This is a genomic window from Streptomyces sp. DSM 106670 (assembly GCF_055792845.1).
This window is the reverse complement of record NZ_CM147704.1, coordinates 837,053-857,407: the sequence shown is the minus strand read 5'-3', so window position 1 is coordinate 857,407 and position 20,355 is coordinate 837,053. Positions and strand designations below refer to the sequence as shown.

Here is a 20,355-nt window from a genome sequence, read left to right as displayed (position 1 = left end):
GGCCGCGGTCTACTGCCCGACGCGACCGGGCCGGAGCACCTTGGTGAACAACACCGAACCGCCCTCCGCCCGCAGACGCACCGTCAGCTCCGCGCTGTCGCCGTCGATCTCCACCTCGCCGAAATACTGCGGGGTCTCCATCGGCGAGACGTTGGCCCGCTCGGGGGCCCGCACGAAGACCCGGTCCGGGCCGAAGGTGCCGTCCAGCGCGTTGGCCGGGAAGCCGCCCGCCGCCAGCGGGCCCGACACGAACTCCCAGAACGGGGCGAAGTCCTTGAACGCCGCCCGCTCCGGCGCGTAGTGCTGGGCCGAGGTGTAGTGCACATCGGCCGTCAGCCACACCGTGCCGGTGATCCCGCGGTGTTTGACGAACCGCAGCAGTTCGGCGATCTGGAGCTCGCGCCCGAGCGGCGCCCCGGGATCGCCCTGCGCCACCGCCTCGAAGTCCGTCGCACCGTCCGGGACCACGAGGCCGAGCGGCATGTCGGCGGCGATCACCTTCCACTCCGCGCGGGACGCGGCGAGCGAGCGCTTCAGCCACCGCAACTGCTCCGCGCCCAGGATCCCCGTCGTGTCGTCGGGCTGCCGGCCAGGGGAGTTGGCATTGCGGTGCGACCGCATGTCGAGCACGAACACGTCCAGCAGCGGCCCGTGGTGGACGACCCGGTACATACGTGAACGGCGCCCGGGAGCGGACGAGGGGGCGAGCGGCACGTACTCGTGGAAGGCGCGCACGGAGCGCGCCGCCAGGATGTCCACGTTCTTCTCGGTGTAGCGCGCGTCGTCGAGGATCTGGCCGGGATACCAGTTGTTGCGCACCTCGTGGTCGTCCCACTGCACGACGGAGGGCACCTGCGCGTTGAAACGGCGGAAATTCTGGTCGAGCAGGTTGTAACGGAAGTTGCCCCGGTACTCGTCCAGCGTCTCGGCGACCTTCGCCTTCTCCTCGGTCATGACATTGCGCCAGATCCGGCCGTCCGGCAGCGTCACGCTCGGCTCCAGCGGACCGTCCGCGTAGATGCTGTCGCCGCTGCACAGGAAGAAGTCGGGGTCCAGACGGCGCATCTCCTCGTACACCCGGTAGCCGCCGATGTCCGGATTGATGCCCCAGCCCTGCCCCGCGATATCGCCCGACCACAGGAACCGCACCCCGGCCCGGCGCCGAGCCGGAGCGGTACGGAACGTTCCGTACACCGGTTTGCCGGTACGGCGCGGATCGCCCGGATCGGCGAGCGTCACGCGGTAGTGCACCTGCTCGCCCGCGGGCAGGCCGTACAGCGGTGTGGTGCCGGTGAAGTCCGTTCCGGGGCCGATCGACGGCCCGTACCACCTGCGGACCCGCCGGAACGACTCGGTCGCCGAGGTCTCCACCAGCATCCGGGCCGGCCGGTCCGAGCGCACCCACAGGAGCGCCGACGAGGCGGTGACGCTGCCGACCTGCACACCCCAGGACGCTTCGGGCCGCCCCGCCAGACGCAGCGCGGGTGCCGCCGAAGCGACGGCGGGCGACAGGGCGACCGCCGCCGGGGCGATCAGCGAGCCGCGGAGGAGGGCGCGGCGGCCGGGCGAGGCCATGTGCGGACGGTGCGGACGGTAGGGCACGGGCATCGAAGCGCCTCCGGTGAGGTGGGCGGGCGGTGCGCCGTTCGCGAGAGTACGTGGACCGGCGCCGGTCTGAGCCCATGCCTAGTGCCCTGCGGAGACCGGGGCCCCAACCCCGGGTGAACGGCGCCCGTCGGCCGCGCCCGCACGGTCGGCCGGGACCGTACGGTCAGCCGGCGGAGGCCCCGCCGGAACGCCACGCCTCCGCCAGCGCGGCGACCCCGCGGGCGATGTCGCCGGGTGCGAGATGGGCGTAGCCGAGGACGAGCGGCACGGTGCCGTCCTCGGAACCGGCCGCTCCGCAGTCGCGCAACGGGCGCAGCGCGATGCCCGCCCCGGCCGCCCGCTCCAGGAGGACATCCTCGGGGCCGTACCGCGCGGGCAGCCGGGCGATGATGTGCAGGCCCGCCGCGATGCCGCTGACCGCCGTGCCCGGGAAGTGCTCGTCGAGCGCGGCCACCATCGCGTCCCGGCGCTCCCGGTAGGCCCGTTGGCAGCGCCGCAACTGCCGGTCGTAGCCGCCGCGCACGATGAAGTCCGCCAGCACGGCCTGGTCGATCACCGGGTTGCCCAGATCCATGGTCCGTTTGCGGGCGACGATCCGCTCGGTGAGCGCGGCGGGGGCGATCAGCCAGCCGAGCCGCAGACCGGGAGCCAGCGACTTGCTCACGGATCCGGTGTACACGACCCGTTCGGGATCCAGCCCCTGCAAGGCACCCACCGGCGCCCGGTCGTACCGGAAGTCCCCGTCGTAGTCGTCCTCCATGATCACGGCGTCCGTGTCCCGGGCCCACCCGAGCAGCTCACCGCGACGCCGGGCGGAGTATCCGATTCCGGTGGGGAACTGGTGCGCGGGCGTGGTCACCACCGCGCGTACGCCGGAGCGCTGCAGGGGCGCGAGGGCCAGGCCGTCGTCGTCGAGGGGCAGCGGGACCGTACCCAGACCGGTCGCCGCGAACAGCGACGTGTGCTCCGGGCTGCCCGGATCCTCCACCCCGACCGAGGTCACCCCCTGGTCCCGGAGTACGAAACCGAGCAGCGTCGTCGCCTGGGCGACCCCCGAACAGACCACCAGACGCTCCGGATCGGCGACCACGCCCCGACGCCGGGCGAGCAGCCCGGCCAGCGCCTCGCGCAGCTCCGGCAGCCCGCGCGGGTCGGGGTAGCCCAGCGCGCCGTGCGGCAGCCGCCCGAACACCGTCCGCTGGGCGGCACTCCACGCACCGCGCGGGAAGAGCGACAGATCGGGGGTGCCGGGCCGGAAGTCCACCCGCGCGCCCGGCGCGCGCGGCGCACGGTCACGTGCGGGACGCACCGCAGCGCGTACGCCCTCGCTCACCCAGGTGCCCGCACCCCGCCCGCTGCGCAGATAGCTCTCCGCGGTCAGCTGCTCGTACGCCTCGGTGACCAGTCCGCGCGACACCCCCAGATCGGCCGCGAGTTCACGGCTGGAGGGCAGCCTCGTGCCCGCCGTGAGGCGGCCGGAGCGAACCGCCTCCCGTAGCGCGGACCGGAGTGCGCGCCCCCGCCCGCGCGCCGGAGCGGCAGCGGCGGGCAGCAGCAACTCCCAAGCCGGAGAGAGGGAACCGGCACGGTCGTCTCCTGCGCCGTGGCCGTCCGCCGCGCGCGTGGGCCGCCGGTCCGGATTGGTCCCCGAAGACGTCATGGAAGTGGACCTTAAACCGGTCCGCCGCCGACCCTAGCGTCGGGCCCATGAACGCAACCTCTCTGCGCGGGGCCCTCCTCGCGGCTCTCGCGTGTGTGCTGGTGGGGGCATCCTTCACGGCCAACAGCGTCCTCGGCGACTACCCGTTCGCGGGTGGCCAGGCCCTCCGGTACGGTCTCGCCGCGCTTCTGCTCGTCCCGTTCCTGCGGCGTGACCCCGACTCCGCGGCGGTCCGGCTCCGGCGTCTCACCCGCCGCCGGTGGGGGCGGATCGCGCTGCTCGCCGCCGTGGGCATGGTCGGGTTCAACCTGGCGGTCCTGGCGGCCGAACAGTCGGCGGAACCAGCTGTTCCGGGCGTCTTCGTCGGCTGCGCGCCGATCGTGGTCGGCGTACTCGTTCCGCTGCTGGACGGTCGTCGGCCGTCCAGCGTCACGCTGTACGCGGCCGGACTCGTCGCCGTCGGGGCGTTCACCGTGCAGGGCTGGGGGCGCACCGACCTGGCGGGGGTGCTGTTCTCGGTGGGTGCGCTCGCGGGCGAGGTCGGCTTCGCGGTCCTCGCCGTCGCGGTACTGCGGCCGCTCGGCCCGAAACTGCTCTCCGCGACGGTCTGTGCCGTCGCCGCCGTCGAATCGGCGCTGCTCGGTCTGCTGCTGGACGGCGGCTCGTTCCTGCGGGTCCCGACGGGTGGCGAGACGGCGGCCCTGCTGTGGCAGGCCGCTGTCGTCACCGTGATCGGATTCGTCTGCTGGTACAGCGGGATGCAGCGCATCGGAGCCGAACGCGCCACGCTCTTCTCCGGTCTGATCCCGGTCTCCGCAGCCCTGACCGCACCGCTGGTCGGGGCCGGGACGTACGGCATCGCCCAGGGCGCGGGAAGCCTCCTGGTCGGCGCCGGCGTGGCGTACGGCTCGGGCGTCATCGGCCGGCGCGGGGGCGCCGGGGCGCGACCCTCCGGCGGTGCGCGGGCGTACCGCCGGGACGGCTCAGCGGCTGGTGTCCAGGATGACGCGGGCCACGAGCGCCGGGTCGTCGTTCATCGGGACGTGCCCGCAGTCGGGCAGTCGCACGAGCCGGGCGTCGGGGATCACCCGCTTGGCGCGGACTCCCTGTCGGCGCAGCAGGATCCGGTCGCGGGTGCCCCAGGCGACGGTGACGGGTATGCCCTTGACGTCCTCGTCGAAGGAGGCGCCCCGGCCGACCTCCAGCGTCTGGTGAAAGCCGGTCGCCCCGCGCAGGGCGAGCGTCTCGGCGACGACGGCCTCCGGTGAACGCCTGCCGGGCCGGGCGTAGATGGTGCTGGTGAGAGCCGTCCGGCCGGCCGCGCTGCGCGACAGACGCTCTATCAGCGGCACCGGCAGGGCCAGCGCGCTCCGGCGCATCGTCCGCAGGGTGCCGAAGGCGTAGCGACGCTCCGCCTCGGTCCAGAAGCCCGCAGGGGACAGCGCGGTCACCGACCGCGCCAGCCCGGCGCGGCCCAGTTCCAGCGCGTGCATGCCGCCCAGCGAGTTCCCGGCGACATGGGGGCGGTCCAGGCCGAGTTCGGCACAGAAGGCCCCGTACACCGGGGCGACGGTCCCGAGGTCGTACGGAACTCCGTCCGGCAGCGCGGGCGAAGTGCCGAAGCCGGGCAGGTCCACGGCGATCACCTCGCGTTCGGCGGCCAGGATCCGGGTCACCGGATCCCAGGCCCGCAGATGGTGCCCGATGCCGTGCAGGAGCAGCAACGGTTCGCCCGCACCGGTCCGTTCGTACGCGACCGAGACCGGACGGGGGCCGTCGGCCGTTGCGACGGTGAAGGAGGCCGTGGTGGTCATGCTGCTCCCTGGAGTGGTTAGACGTCTCGTCAACAACAATTACCGCCGGGTAGCTTGGAGTTCAAGGGGCCGGGCGATTCCCGCTGGACAGCGGGTGGCCCGTGGGCTGGGATGGAGTGATGACCGCCGACGCCGCGACCGAGCTCTTCGAAGAACACCGGCCCGTTCTCACCGGTGTCGCCTATCGCATGCTCGGCCGCATCGCCGACGCCGAGGACGTGGTCCAGGAGGCGTGGCTGAGGTGGTCGGCGGCGGCGCGCGAGGACATCCGGGAGCCGCGCGCCTTCCTGGTGCGGATCACCACCCGGCTGGCCATCGACCGGCTCCGGCACTTGCAGTCGCGGCGGGAGTCGTATCCGGGGACCTGGCTGCCGGAGCCGGTGGTCACGGACTTCGGCCCGGCCCTACCCGACACCGCGGAACGCGCCGTCCTCGCGGATTCCGTCTCGCTCGCCGTGCTGGTCGTCCTCGAATCGCTCTCACCGCTGGAGCGTGCGGTGTTCGTGCTCCGGGAGGCCTTCGGATTCCCGTACGCCGAGATCGCCACCGCCCTGGACCGCACCGAGGCGGCCGTCCGGCAGCTCGCCGGCCGTGCCAGACGCCATGTGGAGGAGCGCAAGCCGCGCTACGACGTGGACCCCGCCGAGCGGCGCGACCTCACCGAACGCTTCCTGGCCGCCGCCTCCGGAGGCGGTATCGAGCAGCTGCTCGCGCTGCTGGCCCCCGACGTCCGGCTCGTCAGCGACAGCGGAGGCAAGGCGAAGGCGCCGCGGCGGATCATCGAGACCGCCGACAAGGTCGGCCGCTTCCTCTTCGCGGTGGCGGGCGACGTCGGCCCGGACGGGGAAATCCGCATCGTGGAGATCAACGGCGGACCCGCCGCCGTCTACTTCGTCGGCGGGAAGCCCGACGCCGTCTTTCAGATCGAAGTCAGCCAAGGTGTCATTCAATGCGCCTATATCATTCGTAATCCGGACAAGCTCTCCGGACTGTCCGCCGCATAGTCAAAAGCACCACCGGCCACCTCGACCCCGCGGGTCCGCTCCGAGCCTGGTCAGAGCCCCGCCATCCACCGCGATGGCGGGGCTCTGTGCTGCGTGCGCCTCACGGCACCACGAACGTCGTGTGAACGCTCTGCGCCAGAGTCCCGTTTCGTTCCGTTACGGAATAAGTATTGGTCTTGACCAAGGGGGTATGCCGTCCTAGGGTCTCCACTTAAGACAGGAACCTTTAATAAATAACGTCGCGGAAAAAGACGCTGGGCGATTGCGGAGGACAGGGTGGGGACCACGCAGCTGGAATCGGTTCAGGAGCCGAAGTACTGGCACCTCAAGACCGTGCTCAGTGAGGCACTCGACTCGGACTTTGCGGTGGGGGAGATCCTGCCCAACGAGCGGGACCTCGCGGCGCGGTTCGGTGTCGCGCGAGCCACGCTCCGGCAGGCCCTGGAGCAGCTCGAACTCGAAGGCAGACTGCAGCGCCGCCGTGGAGTCGGGACGACCGTCGCCCCGCCGCGCGTGGGCATCGCCGTCTCCACCGCCCAGCACGAATGGACGGGCGGTGTCAGCGGCGAGGCCTGGCAGCCGGTCGACAGCACCATGGACAAGGCCCCGGCGGCGGTGGCCGTCATGCTCGGCACGGACCCCGCCGAACCGGTCCACGTGGTGCGCCGTATCCGTGACACCCAGGGGCAGGCGGTAGCCGCGGAGCTCCTCTACATCCCCGCCTCCTCGGTGCCCGATCTCTCCGCCATCGAGGCCCCGTCCGGCCCCGTCCGGGCCCGTAGCGTGCTGCGCGAGCTGCACCGGCTCGGCCTGCAGGGCCAGGACCGCTCCGTGGAGCTCGGCTCCGCACGGGCGGACGACGCCAAGGAACTGGACCGGCTCCCCGGCGCCCCCGTCCTCGTCGTCACCACCCGCTACTTCACCGTGGACGGCACGGCGGCCGTGTCCGTCGCCACCTACCGCGCGGACACCTGCCGGCTCACCTTCGGGGACTCCGGCGCACTGGAGATCAGCCACGACGATCAGCCGGAGCGCCAGGCCTCCTGACACCACCGGCCCGCTCGCCCCACGCCCGCCGTTCTTGAGGACTCCGGCCCTCGGAAGCGGCGGGCGCGCGCTTTCCTGGAGATCCCCCCGTGGGCGACCGGCGGGCGGTCAGCGGCGGGCGGTCACAGCCCCTTCGACGGCGAACAACTGCTCCTCGACGTGGTCCAGGGCGAGCCGCAGCGCCCCTGTCGCGACGGCGGCCTCTCCGAGCAGCGACAACGTCACCCGGGGCGGACGCAGACAGTAGCGGGCCAGCTCCCGGCGGAGGGGTTCCAGCACTCCGTCCAGTCCCGCGGCCCAGCCGCCGACCACGACCAGCTCCGGGTCGAGCGCCAGCACCAGCGCCGCCACATCGTGCACCAGCCGCTGAAGGAACCGCTCGACCGCCGCCTGGGCCCCCGCGTCACCCTCCCGGGCCTTGGCGAACACCGCAGCCACCGCGGGCTCGTCCAGCGGGTCCAGCGGCGTGTCCGTCGTCGACAGCAGATGCTCCGGCGTCACATCCCTGCCCAGCAGGTGCAGAGCGCCGATCTCCCCGGCGGCCCCGCCGAACCCCCGGTGCAGACGCCCGCCGATCAAGGAACCCGCTCCGGGGCTCAGCCCTGCCAGCACGAAGACCACATCGTCGGACTCGGTGGCCGCGCCCTTCCAGTGCTCGGCCACCGCGGCGGCGTTGGCATCGTTCTCGACGAGCACCGGGCAGCGGAACGAACGACGAAGCCGCTCCCCGAGCGCGAGCCCGGTCCAGTCCGGCAACGCCGTACCCAGCCGCACCGTGCCGTCGGCCTCCACGATCCCGGGGCTGCCCACGCCGACCGCACGCAGACTGCTCCGGGCCACCCCGGTGCGCCGCAGCACATCCGCGATGACGGCCCGGACCTGGTCGAGCCGGTCATCGGCGCAGGCGGTCTCCGACACCGCGCGGGAACCGGCCCCGACGATCCGGCCGTCGAGCCCCGAGATGAGCGCGGACACCCGGTGCGGGCCGATCTCCACCCCGAGGAGGTGACCCGCCTCGGCCCGGAAACGGAACCTGCGGGCAGGGCGCCCCTGGCGTCGCGCCTCACTCTCGTCGGGCACGGCCTCGACCACGAGGCCCGCTGCGAACAGCCCCTCGACGACTCCTTCGACCGTCGGCCGGGACAGCCCGGTGATCCGGGTCAGGTCCGTCAGCGTCGGCGCGCCGGCCCCCCTGAGCGCGTGCAGCACTACCGCGGAATTGATCCGTCGCAACAGGGACGGGTCCCCACCGGTCAGCCGGCCCACGGTATGTCCTCCCAGCTCGTGCGCATGTCTGCCGGATCGTACTCGCTGGCCGGGACCCCTGCGACCAGCGAGGAAAGCCGGTACCGAGCCGCAACCTGGGTCACCCCGGAGCGACGAATCCGGACTCGTAGGCGGCGATGACCGCCTGCGTGCGGTCCCGCGCACCCAACTTCGCCAGGACCGAACTGACATGGGACTTCACCGTCTGGATCCCGACGACGAGGTCGGCCGCGATCTCCGCGTTCGACAGCCCTCGGGCCATCAGCCGGAGCACCGCCGCCTCCCGGTCGGTGAGTGCCGCCCGATCGAGGGCGGCCCGCGCCTTGTCCGTCCCGTACTCGGCGGCGAGCTGCCGGACCGCCGCCGGAAACAGCAGCGATTCACCCTCGGCCACCAGCCGCACGGCGTGCACGATCTCCGCGGGCCTGGCGCGCTTGAGCAGAAAGCCGTCCGCCCCCGCCCTCAACGCCTCGTACACGTACTCGTCGTTCTCGAACGTCGTCACCACCAGGATCTTCGGAGGATCCGGCACCGTACGCAGCACCAGCCGAGTCGCCTCGATGCCGTCCATCAGCGGCATCCGCACATCCATCGCCACCACGTCGGGCCGCAACCGGTTCACCAGGGGGATCACCGCGGCGCCGTCCGCCGCCTCACCCACCACCTCGATATCGGGCTGGGCCTCCAGCACGGCACGCAGACCGGCGCGCACCAAGGGCTCGTCATCGACCAGAAGAACGGTGAAGGGCATCCGACCAGCGTATGCCGTCCAGGGGGAGGCTCACGCGCACCCGCCACTCACCCTCCCGCGACTCCGTCCGCGCCTTCCCGCCCAGCAACGCGGCCCGCTCCCGCATACCGCGCAGTCCACTGCCGCTCCCCGGCAGGCCGGCCGTCCCGGACAGCGGGTTGACCACCTCCAGCTCCAGCCGCTCGTCGGCCACCGTGATGCTCACCCGGACGGGAACCGGTCCCGCGTGACGGAGCACATTGGTCAGGCTCTCCTGAAGAATCCGATACCCCTCCCGTGAAACCGGCGCCGGGACCAGGCCGAGATCCCCGGACACCCGCGCATCCACCGTCGCCCCGGAACTCCTCGCGGAGTCCAACAGCCGCTCCGCCTCGCCCAGCGTCGGCCGCCGGCTCACGGGTGTGCCGGATTCGCGCAGCACCCGCAGCACCCGCTCCAGGTCCTCCAGCGCATCGCGCCCGGTCTCCTCGATGGCGGCCAGCGCCCGCTCCGTGAACGCCGGATCGTTCGCCGCCCGCGCTGCACCGGCCTGCACCACCGCCACCGTCAGCGCATGGCCGATGGAATCGTGCAGCTCGCGAGCCATGCGATTGCGCTCCAGCAACTGCTCGGTCAGCTCCTCCAGCACACTGAGCCGGTCCGTCGGCGAGGGACCCAGCAGCCATCGGGCGGCAGCCGTACTGAGCCGGCCCCCGAGCACCACGAGAACGAGCAGCGGAACGATCGGCAGCGGTGCGAGCAGCACGTTCCACCAGTGCGGGCTCACACCTTCGACCAGCCCGCCCGGAGGCCTGCCCGTCGCCGACAGGACGAGCTCGATCGAGGCCACGGGCAACCACAGGGCCAGGATCGCGGCGGCCGATATCAGGAGCCGCACCTCCAGCCAGAGCACGGTCCGCCACCGCTCGGCCCAACTGGCCGAGGACGCCACCGCGATGGAGGCGTCGGGCTGCCCGCGCTCGGACGGAGTCAGCAGCAACTGCGCCTGCAGGCCCTCCTCGAGACGCATCGCGGGTATGAGGCCCACCGGCACCGCGAAGAGCAGGGGCATCCAGAGCTGGTCGGAGATGAAGAACCACAGGCTGGCAGCGGCGGCTGGAATGAACATGTGCAACCAGCGGCTGTAAGTGACCGCGCTGGTCAGCGGGGTGAGGATGCGGTGCATGTCCTCATCGTCCCAGCGGGCCGGGCGGACCGGCTCCCCCATGAGAGGGAGACGAACCCCGCCGGCGGGGGAAGCGGCACACCCGCCGCACCGGCCAGGCTCGAGACATGACCAGCATCGACGTCCACGAACTCACCAAGGAGTACGGAACCACCCGTGCGGTGGACCGCCTCAGCTTCCGCGTGCGACCGGGCAGGGTCACCGGATTCCTCGGCCCCAACGGCGCCGGCAAGTCCACGACCATGCGTCTCGTTCTCGGCCTGGACCGGCCGACCGGCGGCTCCGCCACGATCGGCGGGCGGCCCTACGCGGAGCTCCCCGAACCGCTGCGCACCGTCGGCGCCCTGCTCGACGCCCAGGCCGCGCACGGCTCACGCACACCGCGCAGTCACCTGTCGGCACTCGCCGCGAGCAACGGCATACCCCTGTCGAGGGTGGCGGCCGTGCTGGAGGAGACCGGACTCGGCGATGTGAGCACCCGGCGCATCAAGTCCTTCTCCCTCGGCATGCGCCAGCGTCTCGGGATCGCGGCCGCCCTGCTCGGCGACCCGCAGGTGGTCATGCTGGACGAGCCGTCGAACGGGCTGGACCCCGAAGGCATCATCTGGATCCGCGAACTCATGAAGCGACTTGCCCGCGAGGGCCGGACGGTGCTGGTCTCCAGCCACCTCATGAACGAGACCGCCTCCTTCGCCGACCACCTCGTGGTGCTCGGCCGGGGCCGCCTGCTCGCCGACATGGCGATGAAGGAGTTCCTCGATTCCCGCAGCCGCCCCCGCGTACGCCTGCGCACGACCGAACCCGGCAGGCTCCGCTCGGCGCTGACCTCCAGGGGGCTGACCGGGATACGGGCCGAGGACGACCGCTGGACGATCGACGGCGTCACAGCGGAAGCGATCGGCGCGCTCGCCGCCGACGAAGGCATTCCCCTGCTCGAACTGGGCGATGAAAGGGCCACGTTGGAACAGGCCTATCTCGACCTCACGGCCGACGACACCCCCTTCGCCGCATCGACCACCCGCGACCGCACGGAGGCGTGAACATGACCCTGACGGCAGTACTCCACTCCGAGTGGATCAAGATCAGATCGATACGGTCGACCTACGGCTCCCTGATGGCCGTCTTCGCCATCACCCTCATCGTCACCGTGCTCGTCCTCGGGACCGTCGGCCAGGAGCAGGCGGAGCGGGCCGGATCCGATGCGGTCCTCAACGCCTTCTTCGCACTGAACTTCGGGCAGATCGCGGCCATCGCGTTCGGAGCGACCGCGGTCTCCTCGGAGTTCCTCAACGGAGCCCTGCGTATATCGCTCGCCGCGGTTCCCCGCCGCTCCCTCTTCTACACGGCGAAGATGACGGCGATCGGCGGGGCGGCGCTCGTCATCGGCCTGGTGACCAGTTTCGCGGCGTTCCTGGTCGGTCAACTCTTCCTGGAGGAGCACGCGATCGGCCTGGGGCACCCCGGTGCACTGCGGGCCGCCGTCGGAGGAGGGATCTATCTCGCGCTGATGGCGCTGCTCGCGGCAGGTCTCGCGGCACTCATGCGCAGCGCGGTCGCGGTGCTCGGGCTGCTTATACCGCTCCTTCTGATCGTCCCCTTCGTATTCGTGGACGTCGCCACCGCGGTGGTGCGGTATCTGCCCGATCGCGCCGGGCAGGCGGTGCTGCACCAGAATCCGGGAGACAGCCTGGGGCCATGGACCGGCCTTGCGGTGGCAGCCGCGTGGGCGGCGGCAGCGCTCCTGGCGGGCTGGTGGGCGGTCCGCAACCGGGACGCGTGAGGCCCAAACCGAAAGGGGCTGGCGGGCTCGGCTCGGTCGGTGCAGGCGGGGCCGGGCGGCCGACCCGGCTCAGTCGGTCAGCGCCGGGCCGGCGTCCGGCCGGCCAGACGGACGGGAAGGGCGGGTGAGCACGGCGTCCCGGAGGCGGGCGTACTCCTCGGCCATGCTCTGGACCGTCCAGTGGGCGTTGAGGCCGCTGGGGTTGGGGAGTGCCCACACGTGGGCGCCGCCGACCGTGCGGTCCTGGGGGCCGATGCGGGCCCGGGGCTCACCGAAGGCCGTGCGGTAGGCGGTGATGCCGACCACCGCGAGCCACTGCGGGGCGAGCCGCTCGACCTTCGCCGTCAGAGCGACCCCGCCCTCCCGGAACTCGTCCGCGCCGAGCTCGTCCGCCCGGGCCGTGGCCCGCGCCACCACATTGGTGATGCCGAGCCCGAGGCCGAGCAACTCGCTCTGCTCCGAAGGACGCAGCTGCCGGGGCGTGAAACCCGACCGGTGCAGGACCGGCCAGAACCGGTTCCCGGGGTGGGCGAAATGGTGGCCCGTCGCCGCGGTCATCAGGCTCGGGTTGATGCCGCAGAAGAGCACGCGCAGACCGCCCGCGGCCACATCGGGGACGATGCGGTCACGGGCGGCGCTCAGCTCTTCGGGGGTCATACGGTGGGGGCGGTGCCGGTCAGAGGATCGAGCCGGGGGTGTAGTTCGCCGCCTCGGGGTGCTGCTTGGTGATCTCCTCGATCCGGGCGACGAGCGACGAGACCTGGTCGCCGGCGGCACCCGTGAACGAGAGCTTGTCGGCCATCAGCTCGTCCAACTGCGCGCGGTCCAGCGGGATCCGCTCGTCCGCGGCGAGCTTGTCGAGCAGTTCGTTGCGCTCGGCACCCTGCTCCCGCATCGCGAGGGCGGAGGCGACCGCGTTCTCCTTGATCGCCTCGTGCGCCACCTCGCGGCCCACTCCGGCCCGGACGGCGCCCATCAGGACCTTGGTGGTGGCCAGGAACGGAAGGTAGCGGTCCAGCTCGCGCGCCACGACGGCGGGGAACGCGCCGAACTCGTCCAGCACCGTCAGGAAGGTCTCCAAGAGGCCGTCGAATGCGAAGAACGCGTCCGGGAGCGCCACCCGGCGGACCACGGAACAGGACACGTCGCCCTCGTTCCACTGATCGCCCGCCAGCTCACCCGTCATCGAGGCGTAGCCGCGCAGGATCACCATCAGACCGTTCACCCGCTCGCAGGAGCGCGTGTTCATCTTGTGCGGCATCGCGGACGAGCCGACCTGGCCGGGCTTGAAGCCCTCGGTCACCAGCTCGTGGCCGGCCATCAGCCGGATGGTCTTCGCCACCGAGGAGGGCGCGGCGGCGAGCTGCACCAGGGCGGTGACCACGTCGTAGTCGAGCGATCGGGGGTAGACCTGACCGACAGAGGTGAACGCCTCGGCGAAGCCGAGGTGCCCGGCGATGCGCTGTTCCAGGTCGGCGAGCTTGTCCGCGTCGCCGCCGAGCAGGTCCAGCATGTCCTGCGCCGTGCCGACCGGGCCCTTGATCCCGCGCAGCGGGTAGCGGGAGAGAAGGTCCTCCAGGCGGCCGTAGGCGACCAGCAGCTCGTCGGCCGCGGTCGCGAAGCGCTTGCCCAGCGTCGTCGCCTGCGCGGCGACGTTGTGGGAGCGGCCGGCGATGACGAGCTCGCGGTACTCCGCCGCGAGCTTGCCGAGCCGGGCCAGTACGGCCACGGTGCGGTTGCGCATCAGCTCCAGCGAAAGGCGGATCTGAAGCTGCTCGACGTTCTCCGTCAGGTCCCGGGAGGTCATGCCCTTGTGGACCTGCTCATGACCGGCGAGGGCGTTGAACTCCTCGATCCGGGCCTTCACGTCGTGCCGGGTGATCTTCTCGCGCTCGGCGATCGAGGCCAGGTCCACCTGGTCCAGCACGCGCTCGTAGTCGGCCAGCGCCGCATCGGGCACCTCGATCCCGAGGTCCTTCTGAGCGCGCAGCACCGCCAGCCACAGCTGACGCTCCAGCTTCACCTTCTGCTCGGGGGACCAGAGGACGGCCAGCTCCGCCGAGGCGTAGCGGCCGGCCAGGACATTGGGGATGCGAGGCTTCGCAGACACAGCAGTCACGTAAACAGATTCTACTGGCGGTTTGTGCAGGCCAGCGACGCGCCCTTATTTGTGGCTTGCTACGAAGGTGCGGGCCTGGTGGTCCAGGGTCAGTCGGCTTCGGGGCTGCTCAGCGTGGCGTCGGGGGAGGCGGCGCGGTGCCATTCCGTCACCGGGCCGGGGGTCTCGGTGTTCGTGGGCGTGATCCAGAAGGCCCTGCCCGTGGTGGCGTCGAACTGCGCGCCCGAGCGGCCGTCGCCGGAGGAGCGGCCGGTGAGCCGTCGCCCGATCCACGGGGCGAGGTGACGGCGGGCGAAGCGGATGTCCTCGGTGCGCCGGGACGCCCAGCGCGGGGGCGCGGTAGCGGGGACCGGCGTCCACCAGTCCTGCTCGGCCGGAAGTCCCAGGGTCTGCCAGACCGCCTCGGCGACACGCCGGTGCCCTTCGGCGGTGAGGTGCAGCCGGTCCACGTCCCACATCCGGGGGTCACTGAGCGACGGTGCGCTGTAGAGATCGACCACCGTCGCCCCGTGCCGGGCGGCCAGGTCGTCGATCAGGGTGAACAGCTCCTCCATGCGGGGCCGGAAGCGTTCCAGCACCGGTCCGTTGCGGGCGGGGCTGCGCATCAGGACGAGCTGCTTGCAGGACGGGGCCAGACGTTCCACGGCCTCTTCCAGCCGCCCCTTGACCAGGCCCATGTCGCACTTCGGGCGCAGCGTGTCGTTGAGCCCGCCGACGAGCGTCACCACATCGGCCCGGAGCGCGGCCGCCGCCGCCACCTGCTCGTCGACGATCTGGCCGATGAGCTTCCCGCGTACGGCGAGATTGGCGTACCGGAAACCGGGGGACCGGGAGGCCAGCCGGGAGGCGAGGACATCGGCCCAGCCCCGGTAGCTGCCGTCGGAGAGCAGGTCCGACATGCCCTCGGTGAACGAGTCGCCGACCGCGACAAGACTGGTGTAGGAGGCATTCAGTTCCATGGCCCGACAATCCTACCGGTCGGTAGGTCGGTAGACCAGCGGGTCGGCCGGCGGAGGGCCGGAGGGTCAGCGGGACTGCGGGCGTCCGACGAGTTCGCGGAGGACGTCCTCCATCGTGACCATGCCGACCAGTCTGCCGTCCTCGTCGAGGACGGCCGCCAGGTGGGTCCTGCTGCGCCGCAGAGCGGTGAGCACATCGTCCAGCGGGGTCGCCGCCCGGACCCGGGCGATCGGCCGCATCGCCGTCACCGGGAAGGGCACGTCGCGGGGCGTCGCGTCCAGGGCGTCCTTCACATGGAGGTAGCCGAGGATGCGCTGCTCGCTGTCCATCACCGGGAAGCGGGAGAACCCCGACTCGGACGAGAGCCGCTCCAGCTCCTCCGGAGTGGTGCCGACCCTGGCGTACAGCACCCGGTCGACCGGCATGACCACATCCCGTACCGGCCGACGGCCCAGCTCCAGAGCGTGGTGGAGCCGTTGCGCCGAACGGTCGTCGACCAGCCCGGCGTCGCCGGCGTCCTGCACCATCCGGGCCAGTTCGTCGTCCGAGAACGTCGCGGAGACCTCGTCCTTCGTCTCCACCCGCAACAGCTTCAGCAGGGTGTTGGCGAACGCGTTGATCGTGAAGATCACCGGACGCAGACCACGGGCCATGGCGACCAGCGGCGGGCCCAGCAGCAGGGCGCTCCGCGCCGGTTCGGCCAGCGCGATGTTCTTCGGGACCATCTCGCCCAGCAACATGTGCAGATAGGTCGCCACCGCCAGCGCGATGACGAACGACAGCGGGTGGACCAGCCCGTGCGGCACCCCCACGGCGTCGAAGACCGGCTCCAGCAGATGCGCGATGGCCGGTTCGGCGACGATGCCCAGCACCAGGGTGCAGAGCGTGATGCCGAGCTGGGCGGCGGCGAGCAGCGCGGAGACGTGTTCCAGCCCCCAGATGACACTGCGGGCCCGCCGGTTCCCGGCCTCGGCCTCCGGCTCGATCTGGCTGCGGCGTACGGAGATCAGGGCGAACTCGGCGCCCACGAAGAAGGCGTTGGCCACGAGGGTCAGCAGGCCGATGAAGAGCTGCAGAACGATCACCGCGCGCCCTCCGCCCGGTCGTCCTCGGAGCCGGGCAGCGGGGCGTGCAGCAGGGCCCGCGCGGCCCGCCGGCCCGCGGCGTCCACCACGTCGATCCGCCATCCGGCCAGCTCGACGCGGTCGCCCACCGTCGGGATCCGCCCGAGCTCGGCGGCGATCAGCCCCGCGAGCGTTTCGTAGGGCCCGTCCGGCACCCGTAGACCGATCCTGCGGAGCTGGTCGGTGCGCGCCGCCCCGTCGGCCGACCACAGGGTCCGCCCGTCGGCGTCCTCACCGGCCGCCGCGAGGTCGGGCGTCTCGTGCGGATCGTGCTCGTCCCGGACCTCGCCGACGACTTCCTCCACGATGTCCTCCAGCGTCGCGACCCCGGCCGTCCCGCCGTACTCGTCGATCACCACGGCCATGGCGAGCCGTCCGGACAGCCGGTCCAGCAGCTTGTCCACGGTGAGCGTCTCCGGTACGAGAAGGGGCTCGCGCAGCAGTTCCGAGATCCGGGTGCGGGGCCGCCGGTCGGCGGGGATCGCCAGCACGTCCTTGATGTGGGCCACGCCGACCACGGTGTCCAGGCTGCCCCGGTAGACGGGGAAGCGGGACAGACCGGTCGCCCGCGTGGCGTTGGCGACGTCCTCGGCCGTCGCGTGCAGGTCCAGCGCGGTCACCTGGACCCGCGGGGTCATCACGTTCTCCGCGGTCAGCTCCGAGAGGTTCAGGGTGCGGACGAAGAGCTCGGCCGTGTCCGCCTCCAGCGCCCCGGCCTTCGCGGAGTGCCGGGCCAGTGCCACCAGCTCCTGCGGGCTGCGGGCGGAGGCCAGCTCCTCGGTCGGTTCCAGACCGAACCGGCGCAGGATCCGGTTGGCCGTGTTGTTGAGGTGGCTGATGAAGGGTCGGAAGACCGCGGTGAACGCGCGCTGCGGGGTGGCCACCGCCTTGGCCACGGCCAGCGGCGAGGAGATCGCCCAGTTCTTCGGAACCAGTTCGCCGACCACCATCAGGACCACCGTCGACAGCGCCGTACCGATGACGAGCGCCAGGGTGGACGCGGCGGCGGGAGGCAGCCCCGCCGCCTCGACGGGGCTCCGGATCAGCTTGGCGATGGACGGTTCGGAGAGCATGCCGATCACCAGGTTGGTGACGGTGATGCCGAGCTGGGCGCCCGAGAGCTGGAAGGTGAGGCTGCGCACCGCCTTCAGCGCGCTCGCGGCGCCCCGGTCGCCCCGTTCGACGGCCCGTTCCAGCTCACCGCGCTCCACGGTGGTCAGCGAGAACTCCGCCGCGACGAACGCGCCGCAGGCGACGCAGAGCAGCAGGGCGACGAGCAGCAGAAGCACTTCGGTCATCGGTTCACCTCCGTCCCATGATCGGGCAGGGACGGAAAGACCGCGCGGTGTCGGCGGAAACGGCTACCAAGCATCCTGGGCGTCTGCCCGGCCGCGCGCCGTCCTACCGCCGTCGGTCCGTCAGATGCTTCACCCAGCGGCTCCACTGCGGCTCGGGCGCGTAGCCCGCCGCGCGCCAGGCGTGCTGGGCCGACGTGTTGCGGTCGAGCACCATGGCGTCGGCGCGCCGTCCGCCCAGTGCGGTGAACCGTTCCTCGGCCGCCGCGAGCAGGGCGCCGCCCACGCCCCGGCGCCGCTGGTCCGGATGGACCGCGAGCCGGTAGAGATGGCAGCGCCAGCCGTCGAAGCCGACGATGACGGTGCCCACCAGCGCCCCCTCCCGTTCCGCGAGGAGCAACGCCTCGGGGTCCCGTTCCACCAGGCGTGCGACGCCGTCCCCGTCGTCGCTGATGCTGGTGCCCTCGGCGGCCACCTTCCAGAAGGCGAGGACCTCGTCCAGGTCGGCCGGGGTCGCGGACCGTATCGAAAGATCGTTCATGGCGGCCATCCCACCACCCGCCGCGCCGGGGCGTCGATCGCGTTTCGCCGTGCGGACACACCCTCCTCTTGCCGGTGCTAGCGCGGCCGCGCTAGCGTGATGGTGTGCCCAAGACCCAGTTGAACGTTCGAGTGGACGAGGCCACCGCCGAGGCCGCGCGACAGCGCGCGCTGCAGAGGGGGATGAGCGTGAACCGCTACATAGAAGAACTGGTCCAGCGGGACGCGGGCGAGGTCGGACACACCTTCGTCGAGGCCGCGGCCGACTTCATGAAGCAGTACGAGTCGGTGTTCGCCGAGGAGTTCGGCCCGGAGCACGAAGGCAACCGTTGAATCTGCGGATCGACCTCTCCTGGCTGCTGATGGTCGCCGAGCACAAGACGCCCGGAGACCCGCAGGTCGTCGACTGGGGTGCGCTGGTCGCCGCCGTCGCACGGCATGACGCGGAGATCTTCGGCAGCGCCGTCTACAGCGACCCGCACGCGCGGGCGGCCGCCCTGTTGCAGTTGCTGCTGCACGTGCCCGCACTCGAACACTCCAACGCGATGTTCGCCTCGGCCGTCGCGTACGGCTATCTCGTCGCCTCCGGGCTCAAGGTCATCACCTCGCCCGAGCAGGTCCGCGATCTGGCGCTGCTGGTGAAGCAGGGCAAGGCGGACGTCCGGGCCATCGCCGACGAGCTGCGGCAGTGGAGCGTGTGAGACCGGGCCGCACCACCGGGCGTGCTCAGTCCTCCGTGAACGGCTTGCGGGCCACGCCCAGGACACAGGGCGAGGAAGGCATCTGGAGGCCCGACTCCGGAATGCGCAGTCTGCGGTACGTGCCCATCTCGAAGCCCGCCGCCGCGATCGCCGCCAGCGGATCCCGGGCGGTGTGACAGCCGCCGAAGAGCAGCGGCCACACGGTCCGGTCGGCCGCCCGCTGCGCCGTGGCCAGCGCCCGGCCCGGAGCCAGCCCGTGCTCGAAGAACCGCAGTTCACCGCCCGGGCGCAGGACCCGCCTGATCTCGGCGAGCGCCCGGGGCAGATCCCGTACGGTGCACAGGACCAGGGACGCCACCGCCCCGTCGAAGGCCTCGCTCTTGACCGGCAGCGCCTCCGCGGCCCCCGGCACCACGTCCACCGGCACCTCGGCGCGCAGCCCGGAGCGGACGGCGAGCTGCCGCAGCGAGCGCTCCGGCTCCAGCGCCACGACCTCCGAGACGGCGCCGGGGTAGTGCGCGAAGTTCAGCCCGTTCCCGGCGCCGACCTCGATGACCCGGCCCGAGAGCCCCGCCAGCAGCTCCTCGCGGTACGCGGCGATGCCGCCCTTCAGGTCGGCGGTCACGCTCACCCGGGCGTAGAAGCGGGCGAAGACCGGGTGGTGCACGGCGTCCCGGGGAAGCTTCCTGCTGCGCAGCTGCATGACGGACCTCCGTCGAGGAGTGGACGTGACGCTCAAGGAGTGGACGTGACGCTCCTCCACGATTCTCCCCCGGATCGCCCCGGCGGGAATCCCCGAGGACCGCCCGCCGCCACCGCACGCCCCGTCAGCGCGCGGCCCAGGTCCCGCCGAGCTCCGGAGCCAGCCAACCCGGCGCGCCTTCGGCGAAGTCGGCGCCCGACAGCGATCCCGCTCCGGCCGGTACGGCGCCCAGCAGCGGTGCGCCGGCCGCCACCGGCAGATCCTCGATGTTGCAGCGGGCCGCGAGGTCCGGCTCCGCGGGCATGCTGCCGATCACGACGCCCCGGCAGCTCAGCCCCCGGTTCCGCAGCGCCTCGGCGGTCAGCGTGGTGGCGTTCAGCGTGCCCAGGCCCGCGGGGGCCACCACCAGCACCGGCGCGGACAGCAGCCGGGCCGCGTCCGCGAGCGTGCCGCCCTCGTCGTCGAACCGTACGAGGAGCCCGCCCGCACCCTCCACCAGCACCAGGTCGTGCTCGGTGGCCAGCTTCTCCGCCGCCTCGGCCACCTCGAACGGACGTACGGGCACGAGTCCCGCCCGCCGGGCGGCCGTGGCCGGGGCCAACGGCTCGGGGAACCGGGCCAGTTCGACAGCGGTGACATGGCTGCCCGCCAGGCGCGCCACCTCGGCCGCGTCGCCCGGCTCCCCGGGCGCGAGCCCGGTCTGCGCGGGCTTGAGCACCGCGACCCGGCGGCCCCGCGCGGCGGCCGCCACCGCGGCGGTCACCACGGTCTTGCCGATCTCCGTGCCCGTACCGGACACCACCAGAATCATCGACATA

Annotated in this window: 20 protein-coding genes and 1 pseudogene; 7 read left to right on the top strand and 14 right to left on the bottom strand. The window is 72.1% G+C overall.

All coding sequences use genetic code 11. The annotated features are described in order from the left end of the window. Positions 1–9: 9 nt before the first annotated feature. Positions 10–1,608, bottom strand: a complete 1,599-nt coding sequence (locus ACSMXR_RS03570; protein WP_473171212.1) for an alkaline phosphatase D family protein — start codon at positions 1,606–1,608, stop codon at positions 10–12. Between the two features lie 163 nt (positions 1,609–1,771). After that, a complete protein-coding gene (gene pdxR / locus ACSMXR_RS03565) occupies positions 1,772–3,268 on the bottom strand; it encodes a MocR-like pyridoxine biosynthesis transcription factor PdxR (RefSeq protein ID WP_473171211.1) in 1,497 nt (498 codons plus the stop codon). A gap of 47 nt (positions 3,269–3,315) precedes the next feature. Here pdxR and ACSMXR_RS03560 point away from each other — a divergent pair. Beyond that, positions 3,316–3,729, top strand: a pseudogene (locus tag ACSMXR_RS03560) (EamA family transporter); the annotation flags it as partial. Between the two features lie 522 nt (positions 3,730–4,251). Here ACSMXR_RS03560 and ACSMXR_RS03555 read toward each other — a convergent pair. Beyond that, a complete protein-coding gene (locus tag ACSMXR_RS03555; protein WP_473171210.1) occupies positions 4,252–5,082 on the bottom strand; it encodes an alpha/beta fold hydrolase in 831 nt (276 codons plus the stop codon). Between the two features lie 119 nt (positions 5,083–5,201). On the opposite strand from ACSMXR_RS03555, the gene sigJ reads away from it, so the two are divergent. Beyond that, positions 5,202–6,086, top strand: coding sequence for an RNA polymerase sigma factor SigJ (gene sigJ / locus ACSMXR_RS03550; RefSeq protein WP_137231428.1), 885 nt, complete (start codon positions 5,202–5,204; stop codon positions 6,084–6,086). 276 nt (positions 6,087–6,362) lie between these two features. Next, positions 6,363–7,133, top strand: a complete 771-nt coding sequence (locus ACSMXR_RS03545) for a GntR family transcriptional regulator (protein WP_364886212.1) — start codon at positions 6,363–6,365, stop codon at positions 7,131–7,133. Between the two features lie 108 nt (positions 7,134–7,241). Here ACSMXR_RS03545 and ACSMXR_RS03540 read toward each other — a convergent pair whose 3' ends face one another. The 3 genes from ACSMXR_RS03540 to ACSMXR_RS03530 form a co-directional block, all read right to left on the bottom strand. After that, positions 7,242–8,399 (bottom strand): ROK family transcriptional regulator, encoded by a 1,158-nt coding sequence (locus ACSMXR_RS03540; RefSeq protein WP_137231429.1) that lies wholly within the window; start codon positions 8,397–8,399, stop codon positions 7,242–7,244. 100 nt (positions 8,400–8,499) lie between these two features. Then, positions 8,500–9,150 carry a response regulator transcription factor gene (locus ACSMXR_RS03535; RefSeq protein ID WP_103513136.1) on the bottom strand — a complete coding sequence of 217 codons (651 nt, stop codon included), beginning with the start codon at positions 9,148–9,150 and terminating at the stop codon, positions 8,500–8,502. Then, on the bottom strand, positions 9,122–10,315 hold the full coding sequence (locus ACSMXR_RS03530) for a sensor histidine kinase (RefSeq protein ID WP_218527321.1): 1,194 nt from the start codon (positions 10,313–10,315) through the stop codon (positions 9,122–9,124). Before ACSMXR_RS03530 ends, ACSMXR_RS03535 begins: the two co-directional genes overlap by 29 nt. A gap of 107 nt (positions 10,316–10,422) precedes the next feature. On the opposite strand from ACSMXR_RS03530, the gene ACSMXR_RS03525 reads away from it, so the two are divergent. Both ACSMXR_RS03525 and ACSMXR_RS03520 read left to right on the top strand, forming a co-directional pair. After that, the gene (locus ACSMXR_RS03525; RefSeq protein WP_473171209.1) at positions 10,423–11,355 is read left to right on the top strand and encodes an ABC transporter ATP-binding protein; all 933 of its coding nucleotides are present in this window, start codon (positions 10,423–10,425) and stop codon (positions 11,353–11,355) included. 2 nt (positions 11,356–11,357) lie between these two features. Next, positions 11,358–12,095, top strand: coding sequence for an ABC transporter permease (locus tag ACSMXR_RS03520; RefSeq protein WP_364886216.1), 738 nt, complete (start codon positions 11,358–11,360; stop codon positions 12,093–12,095). Positions 12,096–12,164: 69 nt separating this feature from the next. Here the strand turns inward: ACSMXR_RS03520 and mug are convergent, their stop codons facing one another. The 6 genes from mug to ACSMXR_RS03490 form a co-directional block, all read right to left on the bottom strand. After that, positions 12,165–12,752, bottom strand: coding sequence for a G/U mismatch-specific DNA glycosylase (mug, locus tag ACSMXR_RS03515; RefSeq protein ID WP_473171208.1), 588 nt, complete (start codon positions 12,750–12,752; stop codon positions 12,165–12,167). A 19-nt stretch (positions 12,753–12,771) separates the two neighbouring features. Next, positions 12,772–14,214, bottom strand: coding sequence for an adenylosuccinate lyase (purB, locus tag ACSMXR_RS03510; protein ID WP_179889526.1), 1,443 nt, complete (start codon positions 14,212–14,214; stop codon positions 12,772–12,774). Positions 14,215–14,303: 89 nt separating this feature from the next. Then, positions 14,304–15,173: an SGNH/GDSL hydrolase family protein gene (locus ACSMXR_RS03505; RefSeq protein WP_473171207.1), complete on the bottom strand. Its 870-nt coding sequence runs from the start codon at positions 15,171–15,173 to the stop codon at positions 14,304–14,306. A 66-nt stretch (positions 15,174–15,239) separates the two neighbouring features. Next, complete coding sequence (locus ACSMXR_RS03500; RefSeq protein WP_137231434.1) at positions 15,240–16,259, bottom strand: hemolysin family protein; 1,020 nt, start codon at positions 16,257–16,259, stop codon at positions 15,240–15,242. Further along, positions 16,256–17,596: a hemolysin family protein gene (locus ACSMXR_RS03495; RefSeq protein WP_364886219.1), complete on the bottom strand. Its 1,341-nt coding sequence runs from the start codon at positions 17,594–17,596 to the stop codon at positions 16,256–16,258. The genes ACSMXR_RS03500 and ACSMXR_RS03495 overlap by 4 nt, the downstream gene beginning before the upstream one ends. A 103-nt stretch (positions 17,597–17,699) precedes the next feature. Next, positions 17,700–18,143: a GNAT family N-acetyltransferase gene (locus ACSMXR_RS03490; protein ID WP_137231436.1), complete on the bottom strand. Its 444-nt coding sequence runs from the start codon at positions 18,141–18,143 to the stop codon at positions 17,700–17,702. Between the two features lie 95 nt (positions 18,144–18,238). Between ACSMXR_RS03490 and ACSMXR_RS03485 the strand changes: the two genes are divergently transcribed. Further along, on the top strand, positions 18,239–18,466 hold the full coding sequence (locus ACSMXR_RS03485; RefSeq protein ID WP_381796471.1) for an antitoxin: 228 nt from the start codon (positions 18,239–18,241) through the stop codon (positions 18,464–18,466). Further along, positions 18,463–18,834: a hypothetical protein gene (locus ACSMXR_RS03480; RefSeq protein ID WP_018957883.1), complete on the top strand. Its 372-nt coding sequence runs from the start codon at positions 18,463–18,465 to the stop codon at positions 18,832–18,834. Before ACSMXR_RS03485 ends, ACSMXR_RS03480 begins: the two co-directional genes overlap by 4 nt. Positions 18,835–18,859: 25 nt before the next feature. On the opposite strand, the gene ACSMXR_RS03475 is transcribed toward ACSMXR_RS03480, so the two are convergent. Continuing rightward, a complete protein-coding gene (locus ACSMXR_RS03475) occupies positions 18,860–19,537 on the bottom strand; it encodes a class I SAM-dependent methyltransferase (RefSeq protein ID WP_137231438.1) in 678 nt (225 codons plus the stop codon). 124 nt (positions 19,538–19,661) lie between these two features. Next, entirely contained in the window at positions 19,662–20,354 is a 693-nt protein-coding gene (gene bioD / locus ACSMXR_RS03470) for a dethiobiotin synthase (RefSeq protein ID WP_137231439.1), read from the bottom strand. Position 20,355 lies beyond the last annotated feature (1 nt).

Excerpts from the sequence above, each read along its gene's own strand:
- ACSMXR_RS03490 (WP_137231436.1), bottom strand. The coding sequence starts at position 18,143 with ATGGCCGCCATGAACGATCTTTCGATACGGTCCGCGACCCCGGCCGAC.
- ACSMXR_RS03495 (WP_364886219.1), bottom strand. The coding sequence starts at position 17,596 with ATGACCGAAGTGCTTCTGCTGCTCGTCGCCCTGCTGCTCTGCGTCGCC.
- ACSMXR_RS03525 (WP_473171209.1), top strand. The coding sequence starts at position 10,423 with ATGACCAGCATCGACGTCCACGAACTCACCAAGGAGTACGGAACCACC.
- ACSMXR_RS03505 (WP_473171207.1), bottom strand. The coding sequence starts at position 15,173 with ATGGAACTGAATGCCTCCTACACCAGTCTTGTCGCGGTCGGCGACTCG.
- pdxR (WP_473171211.1), bottom strand. The coding sequence starts at position 3,268 with ATGACGTCTTCGGGGACCAATCCGGACCGGCGGCCCACGCGCGCGGCG.
- ACSMXR_RS03475 (WP_137231438.1), bottom strand. The coding sequence starts at position 19,537 with ATGCAGCTGCGCAGCAGGAAGCTTCCCCGGGACGCCGTGCACCACCCG.
- ACSMXR_RS03530 (WP_218527321.1), bottom strand. The coding sequence starts at position 10,315 with ATGCACCGCATCCTCACCCCGCTGACCAGCGCGGTCACTTACAGCCGC.
- bioD (WP_137231439.1), bottom strand. The coding sequence starts at position 20,354 with ATGTCGATGATTCTGGTGGTGTCCGGTACGGGCACGGAGATCGGCAAG.
- mug (WP_473171208.1), bottom strand. The coding sequence starts at position 12,752 with ATGACCCCCGAAGAGCTGAGCGCCGCCCGTGACCGCATCGTCCCCGAT.
- ACSMXR_RS03555 (WP_473171210.1), bottom strand. The coding sequence starts at position 5,082 with ATGACCACCACGGCCTCCTTCACCGTCGCAACGGCCGACGGCCCCCGT.
- ACSMXR_RS03520 (WP_364886216.1), top strand. The coding sequence starts at position 11,358 with ATGACCCTGACGGCAGTACTCCACTCCGAGTGGATCAAGATCAGATCG.
- sigJ (WP_137231428.1), top strand. The coding sequence starts at position 5,202 with ATGACCGCCGACGCCGCGACCGAGCTCTTCGAAGAACACCGGCCCGTT.
- ACSMXR_RS03570 (WP_473171212.1), bottom strand. The coding sequence starts at position 1,608 with ATGCCCGTGCCCTACCGTCCGCACCGTCCGCACATGGCCTCGCCCGGC.
- ACSMXR_RS03535 (WP_103513136.1), bottom strand. The coding sequence starts at position 9,150 with ATGCCCTTCACCGTTCTTCTGGTCGATGACGAGCCCTTGGTGCGCGCC.